Here is a 19,143-nt window from a genome sequence, read left to right as displayed (position 1 = left end):
GGATTCCGCAGAAGTTGAAGCGGCACCCACAGTCGTGAGCCGGGACACCCCCGGGGAGGCCCGAGGTGCGCTCAGCTCTTGGGCTGCGTCCACGCATCGAACCGGCGCTGCATCTCCTCGGCCCGGCGGGCCGCGTTGCTGCCGTCCAGCTGCCCGGCGAAGGCGCGGTAGGCCGCCGCCACCAGCTCCTCACGGTCGGCCGGTTCTGCACTGGCGATCGCCCACAGTGCCTCGTCGGTGTCCATGTCCACCAGGGTGGCGGTGCACACCTCCCCCGCCAGCGCGTTCAGCACGCCACGGTGGAAGCTGTCCCGCAACTGCTGCCGGCTCGGCCGATCGTTGCCCATGCTCATGCACGTCCCCCACTACTCGTTTCCGTCCCAATGAGGACGCGCCCGACCGGTCCACCGGTTCCGGCCTGCCCGCCGGGACACATCGCTCAGTGCCATGCGGCAGGGTGGTGCCATGAACCGTACTCATATGCACCGTACTCAGTGGCAACCCTTCCTCAAGCGCTGGAGCGAGGAGTGGATCCGGGCTCATGACCCGGAGCAGGACGCCCCGTTGGACGATGCGGTGGTACGGGACGGCTGGCTCGGCTTCCCCCCGGCGAGCGAGGCCCGGCTCACCGCCGCCGAGGCCCGTCTGGGCCGTCCGCTGCCGTCGTCCCTCCGTGAGTTCCTCGCGGTCACCGACGGCTGGCGGGACGCCGGATGCTTCATCTACCGGCTCGCGGGAGCGGATGAGTTGGCGTGGCTGGCCGATACGGAAGAGGCCCACTGGATCGAGATCTACGAGGAGTTGGCGGGGGAGGACGACTCCGACGACCTCGCCGATGACGATGACGATGGCGATGACGATGGCGACATCGCGGAGTCCGACGACTTCGAAGACTCCGACGAGGCCGCCGAGGCCGCCATCCTCCGCCGCTCCCTGCGCATCTCCCTCGAAGCGGACGCCGGAGTCGTTCTCCTCGACCCCGAGGATGTGAACGAGCAAGGCGAATGGGCCGCTTACTGGCTCTGCTCCTGGTCCGGGAACGGACCGGAGCGCTTCGACTCCTTCTACCACCTGATGTACGACCAGTACGCGGGCTTCCACGCCCTGCGCCGCCCCTCGGGCGCGACCCGGGACGAGTGGGACGCCAAGGTGGAATCGGCCCGCCTGGACCTGCTCGCAGGCGAGACCGAAGAGCCGTTGGCGGTGCTGGAGCAGGCGTCCCGGTTCGGCCATGAACGGGCCGACCTGCTGCGCTTCCAGGCGCTGGCCATGCTGGGTGACCGGTACACACTGCCGGTGAGCCGGCTGACCGATGACGACAAGGACGGCCTGCTCCTGCGCAACTCCCTCTTCGCCGCCGAACTGCTGCCCCTGCTGGCCGCCGAGAAGATCTCCCCCCACCTCGCCGAACTCCGTCCGCAGTCCTTGCAGTTGGTGCTGGCCGATTACGATTCCCGCCGCCGCGCCCCCGGCTTCCGGCCCAGCTTCGGCAACCCCGAGTTCGACGCGGCCGTACACCGTCTCCTTGGCCGCCTCACCGCCGACCCGGCCTTCCATGTACCGGAGCCGGCCACCCCGGTCTGGGACCCCGAGCGGCAGGTGTTCACCCTGAGCGTCCAGGCCACTCTCCACGCGATCGACTCCGCCGATGCGGGCGAACCCGCCGAGCCGGTGCCCACCGGCACGCCCGAGGAACGCCGACAGCGGCTTCTGGACGCGGCCTGGCCGGAGTTGAGAGAGGCCCTGCGCCTCTGGCGCCCGCTCAACGAGGACCATATAGCCCCGGTCTCCCTGCTCGTCGAGCCCGCCTTCGCGGAGATGCTCACGGAGGAGCGGGGGCGTGAGTTCTTCGCGATGCGGCGCGGGGCGCGGACTGGACAGGGCGACCGGTGAGCGAAGAGCATCGCGCATCAGCTGCTCCGCCGCCGCCTGCCGCCCGCGCCCGCGCGGGTCCTGGATGTGGGCGGCGGGCCAGGGGTGCATGCCGAGTGGCTGACCGGCGAGGGCTACCAGGTGCATCTGATCGACCCGGTGGAGCGCCATATCGTCCAGGCCCAAGCGCGCGGTTGCTCCGCCGAGTTGGGCGACGCCCGTAGGCTGACGGACGCCCCGGAGGTCTGGTCGCCGCAGCCGCGATCAACCGCTATGCCTCCCTCTTCGAGCACACCGCGACCACCTGGCCGGCCCGCGAGAGCGTGCGCGAGGCGGTGACGGACATCCTGGCCACCGGCCGTCATGAGCCCGGCCGCAAGGGTTTTACGACCGTGTACTTCCATATGGCGGCGGAACTCGCGGACGAACTGCGCGCCGCCGGGTTCGGCGGGGTGACGGTGCACGGCATCGAGGGGCCCGCCTGGTCATTGCTCAAGGCCGCCGAGCGGCACTCCGGCGAATCCCTCATCGGCTCACCCATGTTCGACGCGGCCCTGGCCGCCGCGCGTGCGGCCGAGCCATATCCGGAACTGCCGGCGGCCAGTTCATACCTGCTAGCGCCGGCCACGGCATAGGAACCGGCGAGCGGCCCGGCCGGCCGTGCGGGAGCCGGCGGAGCGGGTCCGCGAGGTCGTTCTGGCCAAGCGCCGCTGAGCGGTCCGGGTGGCCCGGGGGCGGTCCGGAGGCGGCCGGAAAAAGAGAACAAGCGGCCCCGACCGCCGGTCAGGGAGTGCGGGCGGGGCCACTTTGTTTCTCCACGATACAAAAAATCCGGGGGTCGGCGCCAACGCACCAGGTCAAGGCCGGTTTCCGGGGCCTGGGGGGACGGCCGATGGCGTACCTCGGCGGGCCGTGGGCAGGCGAGCGTCTCAGGATGGACCTGAGATGGAGCTGAGGTGTCGCACAGCGCACGCCCGCACGCACCGGCGCGCTTCATACAACGGGCGCACCCGGCCGCACTGAGGAGGTCCCATGGCCAAGGACACCCCGGACCGCGCGGTGGCGGCGCAGGCCGCACCCGGCGAGGGGCAGACCCAGGGCGGGGTCCGGGTCGCCATCGGCGCCCTGCTGCTCGGCATGCTGCTGGCCGCGCTGGACCAGACGATCGTCTCCACCGCCCTGCCCACCATCGTCAGCGACCTGGGCGGGCTGTCCCACCTCTCCTGGGTGGTCACCGCCTATCTGCTGGCCTCCACCGCCGCCACCCCGCTCTGGGGCAAGCTGGGCGACCAGTACGGCCGTAAAAAGCTCTTCCAGACCGCCATCGTGATCTTCCTGATCGGCTCGGTGCTGTGCGGAGTGGCCCGCAATATGCCGCAGTTGATCGGCTTCCGGGCGCTCCAGGGCCTGGGCGGCGGCGGGTTGATCGTGCTGTCCATGGCGATCGTCGGCGATATCGTGCCGCCCCGGGACCGGGGCCGCTACCAGGGCCTGTTCGGCGCCGTGTTCGGCGGCACCAGTGTGCTGGGTCCGCTGCTCGGCGGGCTGTTCGTGGACCACCTCAGCTGGCGCTGGGTGTTCTACGTCAATGTGCCGGTCGGCGTGATAGCCCTGGCCGTGATCGCGGCCGTACTGCACATACCCGTCCGCCGCACCCCGCACCGTATCGACTACCCGGGCACCGCCCTGATCGCCGCGGTGGCCGTCTGCCTGGTGCTGATGACCTCGCTGGGCGGGGTGAGTTACCCCTGGGAGTCCTGGCAGATCATTCTGCTGGGCGTGCTGGGCATGCTGCTGCTGGTGCCTTTTATCGTGGTCGAACGGCGGGCCGCCGAGCCGGTGTTGCCGCTGAACCTCTTCCGGATCCACACCTTCACCCTCTGCTCGGTGATCGGATTCATCGTCGGCTTCGCGATGTTCGGGGCGATGACCTATCTGCCGACCTTCCTCCAGGTCGTCCATGGGGTCACCCCCACCCTCTCCGGGGTGCATATGCTCCCCATGGTGGCCGGGATGCTGATCTCCTCCACCGCCTCCGGCCAACTGGTCAGCCGCACCGGCCGGTACAAGGTATTCCCCATCGCCGGCACCGGAGTGATGGTCATCGGGCTGCTCCTGCTGCACCAGCTCACCCCCGCCACCAGCACCGCCGTGATGAGCGTCTACTTCTTTGTCTTCGGCTTCGGGCTGGGCCTGGTGATGCAGGTGCTGGTGCTGATCGTGCAGAACTCGGTGGGCTACGAGAACCTCGGCGTGGCCACCTCGGGCGCGACCTTCTTCCGGTCCATCGGCGCCTCCTTCGGCGTGTCCATCTTCGGCACGATCTTCAGCAACAAGCTGGGGCCGCGCATCGCCGACGCCCTGGCCGGGGTACGGCTGCCGCCCGGCGTCACCCCCGGCAGCCTCAGCGCCGACCCCCGCGCGGTGGCCAAGCTGCCGCCCGCCGTCCGGGGCGCGGTGCTGGACGCCTACTCCACCTCGATTACCGATGTCTTCCTCTACGCGGCACCGGTGGGAGTGCTGGCCTTTCTGCTGGCCTGGATGCTGCGCGAGGAGCCGCTGCGGGCCAGCGTCACCGCCCCCGAGGCCAGCGAGGTGGTCTCCAGCAACCCGGTGGAACGCTCCTCCCGGGACGAGGTCGCCCGGGCGCTGTCAGTGCTCAGCAGCCGGGAGGGCCGCAAGAAGATCTACCAGGACATCACCGCACGGGCCGGACTGGACCTGCTGCCCGCCGCCAGCTGGCTGCTGGTGCGCACCAAGCGCTATGGGTCGGTGGAACCGGCGCTGCTTGCCGAACGGGTGGACGTACCCCTAAGGGCCATCACGGAGGCCGATATGCAGCTGGAGAGCCGCGGCCTGGTCATCCGCGAGGGCCTCCAGGTCCGTCTCACCGAGGAGGGCGACCAGCAGGCCCAGCGCCTGCTGCGGGCCAGGGAGGAGTCGCTGGCCGAACTGCTGGGCGACTGGTGGACCCCGGACCGCCCCCAGGACCTCGACAAACTGGTCAAGGAGCTGTGCAGGGAGCTGTGCGGATCCGACGCAGAGCAGCCGCATGACGGGGAGGGCGAGACCAGGCCCGCCAACCACCGGCACCCCTGAGCCACCGGGCAAGGGCCGCTCAGAGCTCCTTGCCCAGCCACACCTCGCTATAGGGGCCGGTCCGGTACGGCGGGATGTCGGTGAAGCCGTGCCGGGCGTAGAGCGCGCGGGCCTGGACCAGATCCAGCCGGGTGTCCAGCACCAGTCGCCGCGCCCGCCACTGACGGGCCACCGCCTCCAGGGCGTCCAGCAGGGCCGGCCCGCCGCCCAGCCCACGCCGCTCCGGGCGGACGAACACCCGGGTCACCTTGGCCGTCCCGGCGTCCAGCCGCCGCAGCCCGGCACACCCCGCCACCCGGCCGCCGTACTCGGCCACCAGCAGCACGCCGCGCGGCGGCTCCAGATCGTCGCCCGGATCCTCGGCCAGATGCCGCTCGATCTCCTCGGCCGTGCTGGTGCGGCCATGGTGCAGGACGTACCAGCGGTCGGCCACATCCACCAGGTACTCCCGCAGCAGGGCGGCGGAGACGGGGTCGGATACGGGGCGCGGGGCGATGGCCCAGGGGGACGGCGTCATGCGGCGCATGTTCCCCCGAACTCCCTTGCCGTGCCAGGAAGTTTCCGCCGCCCCGGGCCCGCTGGGGTGCTCAGCCCCGCATCTGTGAACTCACCCCTGCTTGGGCGCCGCCTGCTGCACCACCTCGAACGACCACAGGGTGGAACCCGTGGCGGCCGGGGCCTGCTTGGGCGCACCCTCGCCGCCGCCCTGGTGGGCGGCCTTCATCGGGCCCTCCATCCACGCCTGGAAGTCCTCCTCGCTGCGCCAGCGGGTGTAGACCAGGTACTGGTCGGTGCCCTCCACCGGACGCAGCAGCTCAAACCACTCGAAGCCGTCCGAGTTCTCCACCGCGCCGGCGCGGGAGGCGAAGCGCTTCTCCAGCACCTCGCGCTGTTCGGCGGGAACGGTCAGCACATTGATCTTTACGACACTGGACACATGACACCTCTGGGGACTGGGGTCCATGACCTGGACCACGTGCGAGCAGTCTCCTACATCCGGCAACCGAAGAAGCGCGATGCCGGCCGGCCCTTGCGGGCGTAGAGGGGCCCCGTCGCCCTTGTACGGCGCGAACGGGGCCGGGGTGGCGCGGGAGAGGGTTAGGTAGTGGGGAGTTCGGCGCTCTGGACGCCGTTTATGAACGACGACCAGGACAGCGCAGAGAAGACCAGAGCGGGGCCGTGCGGCGCCTTGCTGTCACGGACGGGGACGATGCCAGAGGCGAATGTGGGGGCCCATTCGACGCATTGCCCATTGTTTCCTTGGCTGTGGCTGGACTTCACCCATATCGCGCGAGTTAGGTCGGGGGTGGTGCTCATTGGGCGTATGCCTCCATAACTTGCCGTATCAGGGCCGGAGAGTCAGCAGGCGACAGGGCATCCGCGCGTAGGCGTTCGTATGCTGCCCGCGCTTCGGTGACCGCTGCCTCTGAGTCGTGAAGACCCCCGCCGGCTGTGCCTGCGGGTGTAGAGGGGCCCCGTGGCCCTTGTGCGGCGGGGACGGGGCCGGGGTAACAAGTGTCAGGCAGTGGGGAGTTCGCCGTTCTGGACGCCGTTCACAAAGGTTGACCAAGACGACGCAGGAAAGGCCAGGAATGGGCCGTGTGGTGCCTTGCTGTCACGGACGGGGACGATGCCAGAGGCGAATGTGGGGGCCCATTCGACGCAGGTTCCGCCGTTGCCGTCGCTGTAGCTGGACTTCACCCATATCGCGTGGGTGAGGTCGGGGGTGGTGTTCATGTCTGTATGCCTCCATGACGTGCCGAATGAGGGAGAGGGAATCGGGCAGGGACAAGGCGTTGGCACGTAGCCGCTCATACGTTGCCCGTGCTTCGGCAATCGCCTCCGGCGAGTCATGCACCTGTTCTTGCACGTAGTTCTCCGCATACAGGACTTCGGTCCCGTCCTGTTGCCTGAGCAAGATAAACGGCGTTCCCCTCACAGGAGTGCCGCCAAAGGGGAGCACCTGAACCGTGATGGATGGATGCTCGGACACCGCGACCAGATGCTCAAGTTGTCCCCGCATCACGTCAGCGCCGCCCAGGCCGGACCACAGCACAGCCTCTTGCAGGATGACCCAGAACGACGGAGGGTTGGGCCTGTCGAACACTTCCTTGCGCCGCATACGGTCTTCTACGCGCTGCTTGATGCTGAGTACCGAGTCGTCCGGACGAGCCGAGCGGTAGACAGCTTCCGCGTACTCCGGGGTTTGAAGTATGCCCGCCACCAGAACGGGCGAGTAGTCGCAGACAGTTGCCGCTTCCCGCTCCAACTGGAGATACGGGACCAGCCACGCTGGGTTACCCGCGTCCGCCGCCCGCTCCCGCATGCGCGCGTACACGCCTGGCGTGCCGAACACCTTGTCGCACTGTTCGGCGAAGGTGGCACTTGCCAGCTGAGCCCCCCGCTCCACCTTGCTGACGTATGGCTGTTGACAGCACAGCTTGTCGGCAAGCGTTGCCTGTGACCAACCGCGCGTTTCGCGGGCGTACCTGATCTCCTGGCCAAAGGTCACCGCTGGATGCTCTGGTTCGCTCATACGTTCAACTCCCCACATTCCAAACGCAGTTGGACTACAAAATAGCCTGGTCAGCGCCAGCAGTGTGGATGGAAGCTGAGCCTCACGGTTGATGCCCGCCCGGGATGAGCGGGACACATGGAGGCAAGAACGTCATGACACCGACTACCACCCATGGTGTGTGTCTCGTGAACGCGCAGCGTGGACCCGAGCAAGGGCAGTTCACGGCCGGACCGAACAGTGCCGCCACCTGGGTTCCGGGGCTCCGAGAGTGGGTCATCGACACGTCCACCGGACGCACGGGGCAGGTCATGCGCTGGGACGGCACGGAGGTCACGCTGTGCCCGCCGGACGGTGGCACGCCCTGGTACACCACCACGTACCGGCGCGCGACTCCCAGCGAGCACCTCGCAGCCCGCGTAATGATGCTGAACCGCCGGGGGTACACGTGCTGACGCCCGACGGCATGCCCACCGAGACGAGGCGCTGCGCCGAGTGTGACCGGCTCAAGGCCGAACGCCGGGAGGCGATGGAGCGGGGCGATGTCAGCAGGGTGACCGACTGCATTGTGTTGATGGGCAGGCACCTGCGGGAGGCGCACTCTTGACGCCCGCCGAGCGCTGCTGGACGGCGCCAACTCCACCCCTCAAAAGTTGAATTGTGAATCCTGCACCACGCCGGCGGCGTCGAGGATGGCTGCCGCCCTCCGGGGTGACACGGCAAAGGCCGCCGAGATCGGCCGAGTCGCCAAGGGCTCCTACGCAGAAAGGAGGAGCCATCCGCGAACGAGGGACATGCACGGACCGCAAGAGCATCATCACCAACATGAGAGATGCGAGGTTCCAGCAGTGGCCACTCAATGCAGCATGTGCGGCGGCCGGGGCACCATCCAGGTGGAGCGCCACCACAACATGGAAGACAACCCCGGCGGCCCGGAGTACGAAGAGCAGCAGTGCAGCACGTGTGCGGGCTCTGGCTGGGTTGACGACAACACCCGGTCATGACTGACGGCCCCTGCCCCGGCCCCCATCACCTCTGCAAGGGATGCAGGGGCAGGGGCACCTACGAGTCCCCGACGCTCTACGTCAACGCCTCCGGTCAGCCCGGCGAGATGATGGCGCCCCACAAGTGCCTCGCCTGCCGGGGGCGGGGGTTCTTCTGCAAGCAGCGCCCACCCTGCCTGGGTGAGCACACGAGCGGTACGCCGATCATTCCGCCGGATGCTCTTCCACCTGTGTGACACCCAGCCCCGTCCGTGTGCCTTCCTCTGAGGCGCCGGGCGGGGCCCATCCTGCCGCAGAGCGGTGGAAGCCGGCGCCCGGCCGGGGATCAGTACCGGCCAACGTCAACACCGCCCCTCGAACGCCCGGGTGAGCCGATGCCGGGACGAGCCGCAGGTGACCGGTGGGTGAGGGGCGCCGGACGCCCCGCATACCGGGCCGTCGCATTCCGGCCACGCCGCCGAACGGCGTCAGGTGACCGGGGGGTGACCTGCGTCTGTCCCCGAGGACTCAGTAAGGTCTCGTAAGGCCCGACGAGTGCGACCGAGCTGGGCGACTGGAGGAGCGGCGGGGCGTGGCGAATGCAGAGCGGGGCGGGCTGGCGAGTCCGCCGAGGGCGGGTTCGCGGACCGTTGTGGCGCTGGCCGCGCTATGGCTCGTCGCCGTGCTGCTGGCCGCCCGTCAGGCCGCGGTGGTACTCCGGCGGCCGCCGGAGCGCCGCTTCACCGATCTCGCCTCCTGGATAGGAGATCACGGCGTCCTACGGGCACGCGGCTCCTTCTATGACACCGACCAGTTCACCGGCACGCCCTTCGCCGGCCTGGTGCTCAAACCGCTCACCGCCGCCGCCGAGCACAGTCTGGGCATCGTCTGGACCTTCGGCACGCTGTTACTCGTGGTCGCCCTCGCCCTGGTCGCCGCCCGTGCCCTGCCGGGGCCGGTGTCCCGGCGCACCGGACTGCTGGCCGCACCGGTCGCGGTGATCCTAGCCGTACTCTCGCTGCCCGTACGCAACACCTTCAACTTGGGCCAGACCAGCATCATTCCAGTGCTGCTGGTGCTGCTCGCCTGCTGTCTGCCGCGCCTGGCGGGTGGCTCCGGGCACGCGGGCGGGGTGCTGATCGGTGTGGCGGCGGCGCTCCAGCCCGCCGTCCTGCTCTTTGTCCCGCTGCTCTGGCTGACCGGCCGCCGCCGCGCCGCCGTCACCACCGGGGCCACCTTTGCCGCGCTCACCGCGCTGGCCTGGGCGGCCGTACCGGATGACTCCTGGACCTACTGGGTGCACCATCTGGCCGGTGCCGGTCTGGGCGACAAGCCCGACTCCCTGGCCAACCAGTCACTGCACGGACTGCTGCTGCGCATCGGCCTGCACGGCCCCGTGGAGGTCACGCTCTACCTCCTGCTGGCCGCCGCCGTCGCGGTCACCGGCCTGCGCCGGGCGGTGCGTTACGCCAGGGACGGCCAGCCGCTGCTGGCCACCGCCATCACCGGCTGTGTGGCGGTGGCCGTCTCGCCCACCGCCTGGCAGCACCAGCAGCTGTGGCTCCTGCTGGCGGTCTGCGGCCGGGTGGGCAAGCGGCGGGCGGACCGGATGGTCTGGCCGGTCCTGGTCGTCCTGGTGATGACCCTCACCAGCCGGGTGCTGGTGCCGGACAACCCGGTGCTGGGCCCGGTCGGCGACAACGCCCCGCTGCTGGCGGCGCTGGCCGCCGCCTGTCTGGTGCCCTTCCTCTCCTGCCGCTCGGCGGCCTGGAACCGCCCCACGCCCACCCCGTTCGCCGAGCCGCAGCCCGGCAGGTTCTCCTGGGTCCCGCTGCTGGGCTTCTGGCGCCGCCCGCTCAACCGGCCCAATCTCCTGCTGGAGTTGATGCTGATACGGGTGGGCTACTTCGTCTACTCGTATATCCGCGGCAGTGCCCCGGATGAGCGGAGCGTGGCCGAGCACCACGGCCGGCAGATCCTCGGTATCGAGAAGTTTCTCCATGTGGACGTCGAGCATGGCTTCAACCACTTTGTGGCCGGGGTGGACTGGCTCACCGACGGCATGAACTACTACTACGGCACCTTCCACTTCCTGGTGCCGCTGTCGCTGCTGGGCTTTTTGTATCTGCGCCGCCCCGCCACCTACCGCTGGGCGCGCACCGCCCTGGCCCTGGCCACCCTGCTGGCGCTGATCGGCTTCTGGGCCTACCCGCTGGCCCCGCCGCGGCTGATGCCGGGCCATGGCTTTATCGACACCGCCAATGGGCCGCAGGACCTGGACAATCCGGACTATGGCGCGCTGACCGAGCTCTCCAACCAGTACGCGGCCATGCCCTCGCTGCATATCGGCTGGTCGCTGTGGTGCGGGGTGGTGATCGCCATGGTGGCGCCCAAGCCGTGGATGAAGGCGCTGGGCATGCTCTACCCGCTGCTCACCTTCACCGTGATCGTCGGCACCGCCAACCACTATGTGCTGGACGCGCTGGGCGGCGCGACGGTGGTCGCCTGCGGCTTCGCCATCCAGTACGCCCTCACCGGCCCCGGCCGGCAGGCCCTGGCCAAGCTGCCCGGGGCCCGCGAGCCCAGCGACGCGGCGGAACCGCTGCCGGCCGGCCGCTGAGACGTGTGTACGGGCCCCGGCCGGCCGCTGAACGGCCAACCGGGGCCCTGGCCGCGGCGGTTGGGCGTCAGCTGCCCACTGTGATCTGCTGCGAGGGATCGGTGACATCCGTGACGTCATAGACCGCGTTGAAGGTCGAGGTGGTGGCCGCGGTCGGGCAGCCGAAGCCGCCGGTGACGGACACCGGGATGGTGGCGTTGGAGACGCTGATCTGCGAGGGCGTGCCATTGGTGAACGTCGAGTCGAAGCTGGCCGGTCCGCTCGGCGCCGCGGTCACCGTGCAGGTGGCCAGGCCGGTGGTCTGGAGCACAAAGCTGCCGGACGGCATGGTGAAGGTGGCGGTGATCGAGGGTCCGTTCTGGACGGAGATGCCCCAGGTGCCGGAGGTGGTCACCGAGGCATCCACACCGGGCACATTGGTGGAACAGTCGGAGTAGACCGGTGGATTGAGCGAACTGGCCACCGGACCGGCCGAGTTGCTGTTGCCCGGCGCCGCCGGTATCTGGTTGTTGCTGCTGCCGCTGACCGGCGCGGTGCTGGAGGTGTTACAGGTGACGGTGACGCTTCCGGCAGTGAAGGTGGCCGTGCCATTGAGGGTGGCGGCGAAGGAGTGCCCGGCCGGTCCGACGGTCGTCGAAGCGGCGTCGGCGGTACGGGCGTTGGCGGTGCCCGCCAGGGTGAGCGCGGCGGTGACGGCCAGTCCGGCGCCGGTGGCGAGCAGGGCGCGGGTGCGGGATCTGTGCACACTCATCATTGCGACTCCTTGGGGGGAAGTTGCTGCTGTGGGTGTTGCGTACTGGCCGTGGGCCGGTCGTCGTCCGGTGCTTGTTCAATGGGGCCGGTGGGGCCGGGTGCGGGTCCTTCGGGTTGGGCTTCCGGCGGAGGGTACGGCTGCCAGGCGAAGATCATGCTGCCGCCGATCACGCCCAGCAGGGTGCCGATCAGAAAGCCGCCCAGGTTGGACATCACCAGTGCGGCGGCCGCGCACATCACGGTGACGATCCCGGCGAACACCCGGTAGCCGGGGGCGAACCAGGCGCTCAGGCCCATCAGGATCATCACCAGTCCCATAAGGACCGAGGGAATGCCGGCGATCCCCTGAGCGAGCATGATCTTCAGCGGTGCCAGCGGCAGTGAGCAGATCTCCGTACCCGCGAAGACCGCGAACAGCCCGCCCCAGAAGGGGCGTCCCTTGCGCCACTGCCGCCAGGCCCGCCATGGATGACGCCGCCCGTGGGCCGGGGCAGCGCTTACTTGCACTCGTCGGCGCCCTTGGACAGGTTCAGACTCAGCCCGGCGAGGGTGAACTTACCGGCGTTGGTGGCCCGGGCTGTCTGGTGCAGGCCGGTGATGCTCACATGGGTGGACTGCTGGCCGAAGGCGTCCTGCATGCCCTGGGCGGTCTTGGGCCCCTTGTTGAGGGTGGACGCGTCCTGGCCGAGCTGGAGGTCGTCGAAGGAGGCGTCACCGGAGAGCTGGGTGGCATCCACGAACAGATCGGTGGCCTCGGCGGGCTTGCCGCCCCCGCCCGCGTGCAGCTTGAGCGTGATGTCGCCGAGCGGGCCCAGGTGGGTCACCACCGACTGGCACATGTCGGTGAGCTTGGCGTGCTTGATGGCGGTGACGGCCACCGGTACGAGCTCCTTGCGCACCGTCCGGTCCACGCCGCCGTACTGGACGAAGCCGTCGCCGTCCAGGCTCTTCGCGGTGACCTTGAACTCCTGCCCCGACACGGCGAACGAGGCCGCCAGCGCCCCTTGTGCCAGCGCCACGGCCAACGCGGCCGTCGCCGCGAACCCCGGCACCGCCAGCACGGCGAACTTCCGCCATCTGACGCGACCCGTCACTTCTCTGCCCTGAGCGTCTTTCATCTCGTCCGTCCCCTTGATGAGCGGTGCGACAACGCGGCCCAGCGGCATGCCGGTTGCAATTGCCGCATCAGGGGTTCGATGCGGCCGAACGTGCGTTGTGCGAACATGCCGCCCCAGAAAGGTGTACCCGAGAGTAAGTGTGCGGATGGCCCAAGACAAGGGGTTGGGTACGGACCAATTCTGGGGCGTCTATGGGTAGTTGGGGCGTCTGGGGGTTAGTGAGACTGACGTTTTCTGTGGCCTGCTGCCAGCTGCTGAAGGGCTTCTGCGTATGGGCTTGTCCGGCGGCCGGGCCCGCCGTCGCCGTCCACGGTGAGCCCGGAGCGGTCGAAGCTGCGGCGGTACGGTCCGCCCGGCTGTTGGGCCTCAAGGGCCGACCGGGCAGGGGCCTGGGCATGTCTGTTCGTGTGGGACGGACCGCGTAGTGGGCGGGGTTACGCTCGGCTCATGGCTGAGCCATTTGTGAGCGCCGACGCAGAGCACTCGACGTGCGGTATCTGCCCTTCACGCCGCTTCCCTCTTGGCGAGTTCGACGTGTTCGAGCGGCCGACGAAGGAGTGCCCGTTCAACCCTGCGGATGGCCACCGTTACACCGCTGGGGGGGTCCCGGTCTGCGTCCACCCGGAGAAGGTCGGGATTCCGGCCGGGCGGTACAGAGCGAAAACGCCTCGTTGACGACAGAGATCGAATGGCCTGCCAGCGAAGCCGAGTTGGTGCCGTATTTGCGCGAACTGCTGCATAGCGCAGCGCCGATACTGCTCGAAGGGCTCATCGAGCAGGCCACCGTCGAGGTTCCCCGCGTCTTCCCGGACGTTGACGTCATCGCGGCGCTGCGCCGCGCACTCAGCTAGGCAGTGTCTGATGGCTCTTTGGTGAGGTCGCGGAGCCAGATCACGATGGCTGCGGTGGCCAGAGTGCCGTGGAAGATGTAGTCGCGTTTGTCGTATCTGGTCGCGACGGCCCGGTGCTGTTTCAGTTTGCTGACGCAGCGTTCCACGGTGTTGCGAAGGCGGTACTGGGCCTGGTCGAAGGCCGGAGGGCGTCCTCCGGCCCGGCCTCGCCGGAGGCGGTTGGCCCGCTGGTCGTCCGGTTCGGCGATCGTGGCCTTGATATGGCGTTGTCGCAGGTAACTGCGGTTGGCGCGGCTGGAGTAGGCCTTGTCGCCGCGGGCCCGGTCCGGGCGGGTGCGCGGGCGCCCGGTCCCGGTGCGTGCCACGTTCAGGGCCTGCATCAGCGGGATGAACATGGGGCTGTCCCCGCGCTGGCCGGGTGAGGTCAGCCAGACCAGGGGCCGGCAGCGGTCGTCGGCCAGCAGGTGGACCTTGCAGGTCAGTCCGCCCCGGGAGCGTCCCAGGGCCTCACGCCCCTCCGCATCCTCACGGGCGCCGCCCCTTTTTGCGGGTGGTCGGCCGGGGGCCGGCGGGGTGCCCCGGCCGCGTGCTGGTGGGCCCGGCAGGTGGTGGAATCGGCGTTGACGGCCCAGGAGCCGTCCGCATCCCGGGCGGTGGCGTCGGCGTCTGCTTGCAGTGCGCGCAGGATCTTCGACCAGGTGCCGTCGGCCGACCAGCGGCGGTGGCGCTCGTACACGGTCTGCCAGGGACCGTAGCGTTCGGGCAGGTCACGCCAGGGAATCCCGGTCCGGGTTCGGTAGAGCACTCCGTTGACCACCGTGCGGTGATCGGCCCACCGCCCACCCGGCCCACCTACTTCAGGCAGCAGCGGAGCGATACGTTCCCATTGAGCGTTGGTCAGTTCATGCCGCCGCACCATGCAAGGCTCCTGCCCGCAACGGCGACAGATCCACCGCACAGGCAAGAGCCATCAGACACTGCCTAGTCGCTACGCGGCGACCAGTTCCCCGAAGTCGATGACGTGGGCTTGCCCCATGTTCAGGAAGCCCGCAGCCTCGTACTTCTCGCGGAGGATGTCCAGCCGTCGCTGTGCTTCTTCGTGATCGATCCAGTAGCGCTCAGGTGGATCACCCCATGCGAGCTTGTACGCCTGGTGTGTGTAGTCGCCGGTCTGGTAGTCCGTGTGCTCCTGGTCGGTCTGGTGGATGACCTGAATGCCGGCCCGCTGTGTGATGCGTGCGAGCAGGCGCGGTTGCGCGATCATTGCGTGGGTCATCTCGTCCACCGGAATCGCGATGGGAATCTCCGATGCCTGCTCGTCGCCGGTCATCTCGAAGACAGCCGCCTTGAGGGAGAGGGCACGAAGGCCCTCGTTGAGAAGCGGGGTCTTGTCCGCTTCCTGGTTGTACCTGCTGATGACGGGGGCGCCGGCGAAGCACGACCAGTCCTCGTCGTACTTGAGGGACGCAGCGGCGAAGGCATCGAACTCCGGGTCGGCCAGAATGGCCGACAGGATCTCCTGTGCTCGCCCCGCCACCTTTTCAGGTGCGGGCAGGGAAGGTGTGGCGTTCACTTCGCACTCTCCTTTTCGGTTGTGCGCATATGTGGTCCCGCTCTCGTTGGGCGGGTCTGTGCCCACCCCCTTGCCGTCTTCTCCCGCCGTGGCGCAGGCGGAACCGAGCCGTCAAGCAAGGGGGCGGGAGTCTCAATGGGTTGCCGATAGGGCGATGCCGATGAAGGCCACAGTGCGCATCATGCCTGCCTCACGAGTTCCGGGTGCGTCGTCCACTCCCGGCCGCCACCCACGGGCCTGATGAACGCGACCCGCTGTACCCGGCGCTGGTGGCGCGGCGCGGCGGGGTCGGTCCACTCGTCGTCAAGTGCCGTGAGGACGCCTATGCGCCCCGTCGCCTCGTCGTTGACCAGCTCACCCACGAGCGTTGCAACGTTGCTGCTCATCTCCCGCTCACTCCTCACGACGTGCGCCCGGTTGCCGGGCTCAACCGACAGGTAAGCGCGCCGCGTTGGGGTCTGCCACGGCAGAAAGGCCGCAGTCGGGCCGCAGCCCTGCCGCACTGGCTACGCTGACCAGGGCGGTGGCGTCCGAACGGCGGAGGGACGGTCCAACATGGCGAGCCTCAGCAGGAGGCGGAGATTCGCGGAACGCCGGAAGGCGTGCGGGTACAACCAAGAGGCCTTTGCGGGAGCAGTGGGCGTGGATCGCTCAACAGTGCAGCGCTGGGAGAGCGGGGAATATGGCCCTCAGCCGTGGCAACGGCCCAAAATCATCAAGGTTTTGGACCTCGCAGCCGGTGAACTGGATGAGTTGCTGGCTCCGGATGCCTTGAATGCGGCGTATTCGCCTGTCGCATGGACCTCAAATGGTCACTGTGAGACTGAGGATGAAATCGAGGCCCTGGAGTTGGCTCGGAGAGTCGCTGCCAGTGACGTGGGTTCGGAAACGCTCAGACGGCTGGAAGAGGCCTTTGATGATCTGGCGATGGCGTATCCGGTATCTCCGCCGCAAGAGCTGATGGAGCGCGTGCGAAAGCACTCTGCATACATCTCGCATTTGATGGATGCGCGGATGACCCTTGCGGAACAACGCCGGCTCTTCATTGTCGGGGGGTGGTTTCAGCTCTTTGGTGCGACCTTGCATATCGATCTCAGCCAGGAACAAGCCGCTACCGCGCGCCTGCGGACCGCAGCAACGCTTGCCCAGCACGCCGAACACCGAGAAATCGAGGCTTGGTGTCTGGAGACGGAGGCGTGGCGTGTCCTGACGGACGGCGATTATTCCCGTGCGGTCGAACTGTCCCAGGCTGCGCAGGCGCTGGCCCCTGCGGGAAGTTCAGTCGCCATTCAGGCAACCGCCCAGGAAGGAAGGTCGAGGGCCCGGCTCGGGGAGAAAGCCACCTATGCGGTCCTTGACCGGGTCCAACGCATGGCATCCTCTCTCGTTCCTCGAAAGGGAACCGAGCACCACTATCAGTACGACCCCGGAAAGCTGCTGTCCTACACGGCGACAACGCTCGCGTGGCTGGGTGATCCAGCCGCAGAAGCGTACGCGAGAGAAGTGATTGCCCGCCTGGCTCCTGCCGATGACATCCGCAAGTGGCCCCGGCGGGTGGCGTCGGCCAACATTGACCTGGCGTTGGCGCTTCTTGGTGGCGACCGCCTGGACGAAGCCTGTGATGCGGCGCAAAAAGCAATGCTGTCCGGGCGGGTTGTCCCGTCGAATCACTGGCGCGCACTGGAAGTCGTCAAGGCTGTGGAGGCGCGGCAACTGCCCGAGGCGTCAGACCTGCGAGAGGCGTATCAAGGTCTCACCTCTGCTGAGTGATCAGCCCCCTCGGGGAGCCCCCCCTACCCGCCCCCGTACCGCACCCGCATCTCCTTGATCCCGTTCAGCCATGCCGACCGTAACCGCCGTGGCTCGCCTGCGAGTTGGATGTCGGGCATGGTGTCGGCGATGGCGGCGAAGAGGAGGTCCATCTCCAGGATGGCCAGGGACTTGCCCAGGCAGAAGTGCGGGCCGCCGCCGCCGAAGCCCAGGTGGGGGTTGGGGTCGCGGGTGATGTCGAAGGTGTCGGGGGAGTCGAAGACCTCGGGGTCGCGGTTGGCGGAGGCATGGAAGAGGGCGACGTGTTCACGTCGCCCCCAGCCCATGCCCTCACCGCTCCAAGTCGTTGCCCACAATCTTGTGGGGGCACGCCCGCCGTCAAGGCGGGTGACGGCCGAAATAAGGAACCTGCCAGGCTCAACCCACGAGTTGGACCTCACCATGGGTGCCAGCCGTGTCAACGCCCGGGTAGTAGCTCAGGTTGCCATCGTTCCACCGAACCAGGACGTCGTTCGGGTGGTCGGACCGGGACACGAACGAACCCACGGTCAGGATCTCGGCGTTCTTCCATGCGGAGCCGACGGGTCGGATGCTGATGCGGCTGCCGTGGTAGCCGGCAGTATCGACACCAGGGAAGATCTGGGTTTGGCCGTCGTTCCAGCGGATGACGAGGTCGGCAGTCTTCTTGCCTGCGAACTCACCGGCGCTGATCTGAACGGCGTTCTTCCAGCCGCTGTCGGCCTTGGTCAGCTGCACCCAGCCGCTGAGTCCCTTGGTGCCGATGTCCGTGTACATGGAGGTCGAGCCGTCCTCCCAGATGACGAGCAGGTCGTCGCGGAGGGAGTTCTCTGTGTACCGGCCAGCGGTGATGAGTCGGGCGTTCTTCCAGAACGGGTTGTCGCCGCCGCCCGCACGGAGGGTGACCTCGTCGTGGACGCCCGTCTGGTCCACGTGCAGGTACGTCGACACCTTTCCGTTGGCCCAGCGCACGGTGATGCCATCGGAACCGTTCTCGGTGAACTTGCCGCCCGTGATGGCACGGGCACTGGTCCAGTAGCTGCCCGGCTTCTCGATCTGGTGCTCAGCAGAGAAGGGCTGCTTGGGGTCGTCGTGGTCGGCACCCTGGAAGAGGCTGGCCTTGCCGTCCTTCCAGATGACGAACAGGTCCATGCGCCGCTTGCCGTTGTCGGGCCCGGTGAAGTACCCGGATGCCAGGTACGTCGCGTCCTTCCACTGGGAGCGTGCCAGGAGCGTTCGGGACGAGACGGACTGGATCCACCCGGCGATGTCGTCGACGCGGGCATCGACAGCACCCTTGCGGGTCTCGCTCTCGCTACCGAGGCAACCTCCCTGCCAGGAGCGGCTGTTGACGCCAACGAGCTCGTAACGTCCGCCGATCTCGCGGAACGCGGGGCCACCGGTGTCACCCTGGCATACGACAGCATCGTCGGACTTGCCGGTCAGGGTGACGTCGGAACCCTGTACCGAGCCCACACCAAACTTCCCGTAGTGGATCCGGTCGGGCGCCCACTCGTCCTTGGTGCGCCCGTAACCGGCGACCCAGAGGTCCTCGCTCGGGAGTGGCGCACTTGTGCTGACACCGGCGGGCATGGTGCCCATGACCGGCTTCGCCAGCCTGGCCATCACCACGTCGCGGTCGGAGCGTGGCACGAGCTCCACAACGTCGACCACAGTACCGGTGTCACGGGTGAGGTCTGCCCGGCCAATGATGGCGGTGGTTTTCAGCTTGGGAGCACCGGCAGGGACCTCAAGGCTTTGGGTCGGCTTTTCAGCGAAGCAACTGGCGGCGGTGACCACCCACTGCTGCTCGACCAGGGCACCGGAGCAACTGCGCTCGCCGCTACCGATGTCGAGCTTGACCATGAACGGGTATGAGCCGTCCTTGGCCGTCGAGCCATTGACGGCGTTCGCAGGGGCAGCAGTCATGAGGCTGGCCGCGACAGCGGATGCGAGGAGTCCGGTCACCCA

General features: G+C 68.3%; 19 protein-coding genes and 2 pseudogenes. 7 read left to right on the top strand and 14 right to left on the bottom strand.

Going from position 1 to position 19,143, the window contains the following annotated elements; translation table 11 throughout:
- Positions 1 to 71: 71 nt before the first annotated feature.
- Positions 72 to 353 carry a hypothetical protein gene (locus tag CV755_RS16245; protein ID WP_153068683.1) on the bottom strand — a complete coding sequence of 94 codons (282 nt, stop codon included), beginning with the start codon at positions 351 to 353 and terminating at the stop codon, positions 72 to 74.
- A 112-nt stretch (positions 354 to 465) separates the two neighbouring features.
- Here CV755_RS16245 and CV755_RS16240 point away from each other — a divergent pair, with 112 nt between their 5' ends.
- From CV755_RS16240 to CV755_RS16230, 3 genes and pseudogenes are all read left to right on the top strand, one after another.
- Positions 466 to 1,893 carry an SMI1/KNR4 family protein gene (locus CV755_RS16240; RefSeq protein WP_153068682.1) on the top strand — a complete coding sequence of 476 codons (1,428 nt, stop codon included), beginning with the start codon at positions 466 to 468 and terminating at the stop codon, positions 1,891 to 1,893.
- A gap of 9 nt (positions 1,894 to 1,902) precedes the next feature.
- Positions 1,903 to 2,507 (top strand): annotated as a pseudogene (locus CV755_RS36195) (SAM-dependent methyltransferase).
- A 397-nt stretch (positions 2,508 to 2,904) separates the two neighbouring features.
- On the top strand, positions 2,905 to 4,971 hold the full coding sequence (locus tag CV755_RS16230) for an MDR family MFS transporter (protein ID WP_109280952.1): 2,067 nt from the start codon (positions 2,905 to 2,907) through the stop codon (positions 4,969 to 4,971).
- Positions 4,972 to 4,990: 19 nt separating this feature from the next.
- Here the strand turns inward: CV755_RS16230 and CV755_RS16225 are convergent, their stop codons facing one another.
- The 5 genes from CV755_RS16225 to CV755_RS16205 form a co-directional block, all read right to left on the bottom strand.
- Complete coding sequence (locus CV755_RS16225) at positions 4,991 to 5,497, bottom strand: GNAT family N-acetyltransferase (protein WP_193553413.1); 507 nt, start codon at positions 5,495 to 5,497, stop codon at positions 4,991 to 4,993.
- Between the two features lie 81 nt (positions 5,498 to 5,578).
- A complete protein-coding gene (locus CV755_RS16220; protein ID WP_241561241.1) occupies positions 5,579 to 5,908 on the bottom strand; it encodes an antibiotic biosynthesis monooxygenase family protein in 330 nt (109 codons plus the stop codon).
- A gap of 161 nt (positions 5,909 to 6,069) precedes the next feature.
- The gene (locus tag CV755_RS16215) at positions 6,070 to 6,288 is read right to left on the bottom strand and encodes a DUF397 domain-containing protein (protein WP_109280951.1); all 219 of its coding nucleotides are present in this window, start codon (positions 6,286 to 6,288) and stop codon (positions 6,070 to 6,072) included.
- A 201-nt stretch (positions 6,289 to 6,489) separates the two neighbouring features.
- Complete coding sequence (locus CV755_RS36190; RefSeq protein ID WP_241561240.1) at positions 6,490 to 6,672, bottom strand: DUF397 domain-containing protein; 183 nt, start codon at positions 6,670 to 6,672, stop codon at positions 6,490 to 6,492.
- On the bottom strand, positions 6,587 to 7,507 hold the full coding sequence (locus tag CV755_RS16205) for a helix-turn-helix domain-containing protein (RefSeq protein WP_241561239.1): 921 nt from the start codon (positions 7,505 to 7,507) through the stop codon (positions 6,587 to 6,589). The genes CV755_RS36190 and CV755_RS16205 overlap by 86 nt, the downstream gene beginning before the upstream one ends.
- Before the next feature lie 445 nt (positions 7,508 to 7,952).
- Between CV755_RS16205 and CV755_RS35155 the strand changes: the two genes are divergently transcribed.
- Entirely contained in the window at positions 7,953 to 8,093 is a 141-nt protein-coding gene (locus CV755_RS35155; RefSeq protein WP_164503295.1) for a hypothetical protein, read from the top strand.
- Between the two features lie 968 nt (positions 8,094 to 9,061).
- Positions 9,062 to 11,089, top strand: a complete 2,028-nt coding sequence (locus tag CV755_RS16195; protein WP_193553412.1) for a bifunctional glycosyltransferase 87/phosphatase PAP2 family protein — start codon at positions 9,062 to 9,064, stop codon at positions 11,087 to 11,089.
- A gap of 67 nt (positions 11,090 to 11,156) precedes the next feature.
- On the opposite strand, the gene CV755_RS16190 is transcribed toward CV755_RS16195, so the two are convergent.
- The 3 genes from CV755_RS16190 to CV755_RS16180 are packed head-to-tail and all read right to left on the bottom strand — an operon-like array spanning position 11,157 to position 12,960.
- The gene (locus CV755_RS16190) at positions 11,157 to 11,840 is read right to left on the bottom strand and encodes a hypothetical protein (protein WP_109280947.1); all 684 of its coding nucleotides are present in this window, start codon (positions 11,838 to 11,840) and stop codon (positions 11,157 to 11,159) included.
- Positions 11,840 to 12,349: a DUF6114 domain-containing protein gene (locus tag CV755_RS16185; protein ID WP_241561238.1), complete on the bottom strand. Its 510-nt coding sequence runs from the start codon at positions 12,347 to 12,349 to the stop codon at positions 11,840 to 11,842. Before CV755_RS16185 ends, CV755_RS16190 begins: the two co-directional genes overlap by 1 nt.
- Positions 12,340 to 12,960: a DUF6230 family protein gene (locus CV755_RS16180; RefSeq protein WP_109281899.1), complete on the bottom strand. Its 621-nt coding sequence runs from the start codon at positions 12,958 to 12,960 to the stop codon at positions 12,340 to 12,342. The genes CV755_RS16185 and CV755_RS16180 overlap by 10 nt, the downstream gene beginning before the upstream one ends.
- 671 nt (positions 12,961 to 13,631) lie before the next feature.
- Between CV755_RS16180 and CV755_RS36185 the strand changes: the two genes are divergently transcribed.
- Entirely contained in the window at positions 13,632 to 13,811 is a 180-nt protein-coding gene (locus CV755_RS36185; RefSeq protein WP_241561237.1) for a hypothetical protein, read from the top strand.
- Here CV755_RS36185 and CV755_RS16170 read toward each other — a convergent pair.
- From CV755_RS16170 to CV755_RS16160, 3 genes are all read right to left on the bottom strand, one after another.
- A protein-coding gene (locus CV755_RS16170; RefSeq protein WP_422070496.1) for an IS5 family transposase occupies positions 13,808 to 14,730 on the bottom strand; the annotation gives its coding sequence in 2 pieces (ribosomal slippage) (positions 13,808 to 14,332 and positions 14,335 to 14,730; 921 coding nt in all). The two genes, CV755_RS36185 and CV755_RS16170, sit on opposite strands and share 4 nt — an antisense overlap.
- Before the next feature lie 69 nt (positions 14,731 to 14,799).
- Positions 14,800 to 15,384: a hypothetical protein gene (locus tag CV755_RS16165; RefSeq protein WP_109280946.1), complete on the bottom strand. Its 585-nt coding sequence runs from the start codon at positions 15,382 to 15,384 to the stop codon at positions 14,800 to 14,802.
- 179 nt (positions 15,385 to 15,563) lie between these two features.
- The gene (locus CV755_RS16160; protein ID WP_109280945.1) at positions 15,564 to 15,770 is read right to left on the bottom strand and encodes a hypothetical protein; all 207 of its coding nucleotides are present in this window, start codon (positions 15,768 to 15,770) and stop codon (positions 15,564 to 15,566) included.
- Between the two features lie 169 nt (positions 15,771 to 15,939).
- On the opposite strand from CV755_RS16160, the gene CV755_RS16155 reads away from it, so the two are divergent.
- Positions 15,940 to 17,154, top strand: a complete 1,215-nt coding sequence (locus tag CV755_RS16155) for a helix-turn-helix transcriptional regulator (protein ID WP_109280944.1) — start codon at positions 15,940 to 15,942, stop codon at positions 17,152 to 17,154.
- A gap of 23 nt (positions 17,155 to 17,177) precedes the next feature.
- Here CV755_RS16155 and CV755_RS16150 read toward each other — a convergent pair.
- Together CV755_RS16150 and CV755_RS16145 are read right to left on the bottom strand one after the other, a co-directional pair.
- Positions 17,178 to 17,462, bottom strand: a pseudogene (locus tag CV755_RS16150) (cytochrome P450); the annotation flags it as partial.
- Between the two features lie 109 nt (positions 17,463 to 17,571).
- Positions 17,572 to 19,140: a S1 family peptidase gene (locus tag CV755_RS16145; protein ID WP_161968707.1), complete on the bottom strand. Its 1,569-nt coding sequence runs from the start codon at positions 19,138 to 19,140 to the stop codon at positions 17,572 to 17,574.
- Between the last annotated feature and the right edge of the window lie 3 nt (positions 19,141 to 19,143).

The organism is Streptomyces orinoci (assembly GCF_003121295.1).
Classification (GTDB): Bacteria; Actinomycetota; Actinomycetes; order Streptomycetales; family Streptomycetaceae; genus Streptomyces; species Streptomyces orinoci.
This window is presented reverse-complemented; position numbering and strand designations above follow the sequence as displayed.

Bases quoted from the DNA above. Each gene is read 5' to 3' on its own strand.
- CV755_RS16245 (WP_153068683.1), bottom strand. From the start codon at position 353: ATGAGCATGGGCAACGATCGGCCGAGCCGGCAGCAGTTGCGGGACAGC.
- CV755_RS16240 (WP_153068682.1), top strand. From the start codon at position 466: ATGAACCGTACTCATATGCACCGTACTCAGTGGCAACCCTTCCTCAAG.
- CV755_RS16230 (WP_109280952.1), top strand. From the start codon at position 2,905: ATGGCCAAGGACACCCCGGACCGCGCGGTGGCGGCGCAGGCCGCACCC.
- CV755_RS16225 (WP_193553413.1), bottom strand. From the start codon at position 5,497: ATGCGCCGCATGACGCCGTCCCCCTGGGCCATCGCCCCGCGCCCCGTA.
- CV755_RS16215 (WP_109280951.1), bottom strand. From the start codon at position 6,288: ATGAGCACCACCCCCGACCTAACTCGCGCGATATGGGTGAAGTCCAGC.
- CV755_RS16205 (WP_241561239.1), bottom strand. From the start codon at position 7,507: ATGAGCGAACCAGAGCATCCAGCGGTGACCTTTGGCCAGGAGATCAGG.
- CV755_RS35155 (WP_164503295.1), top strand. From the start codon at position 7,953: ATGCCCACCGAGACGAGGCGCTGCGCCGAGTGTGACCGGCTCAAGGCC.
- CV755_RS16190 (WP_109280947.1), bottom strand. From the start codon at position 11,840: ATGAGTGTGCACAGATCCCGCACCCGCGCCCTGCTCGCCACCGGCGCC.
- CV755_RS16180 (WP_109281899.1), bottom strand. From the start codon at position 12,960: ATGAAAGACGCTCAGGGCAGAGAAGTGACGGGTCGCGTCAGATGGCGG.
- CV755_RS16160 (WP_109280945.1), bottom strand. From the start codon at position 15,770: ATGAGCAGCAACGTTGCAACGCTCGTGGGTGAGCTGGTCAACGACGAG.
- CV755_RS16155 (WP_109280944.1), top strand. From the start codon at position 15,940: ATGGCGAGCCTCAGCAGGAGGCGGAGATTCGCGGAACGCCGGAAGGCG.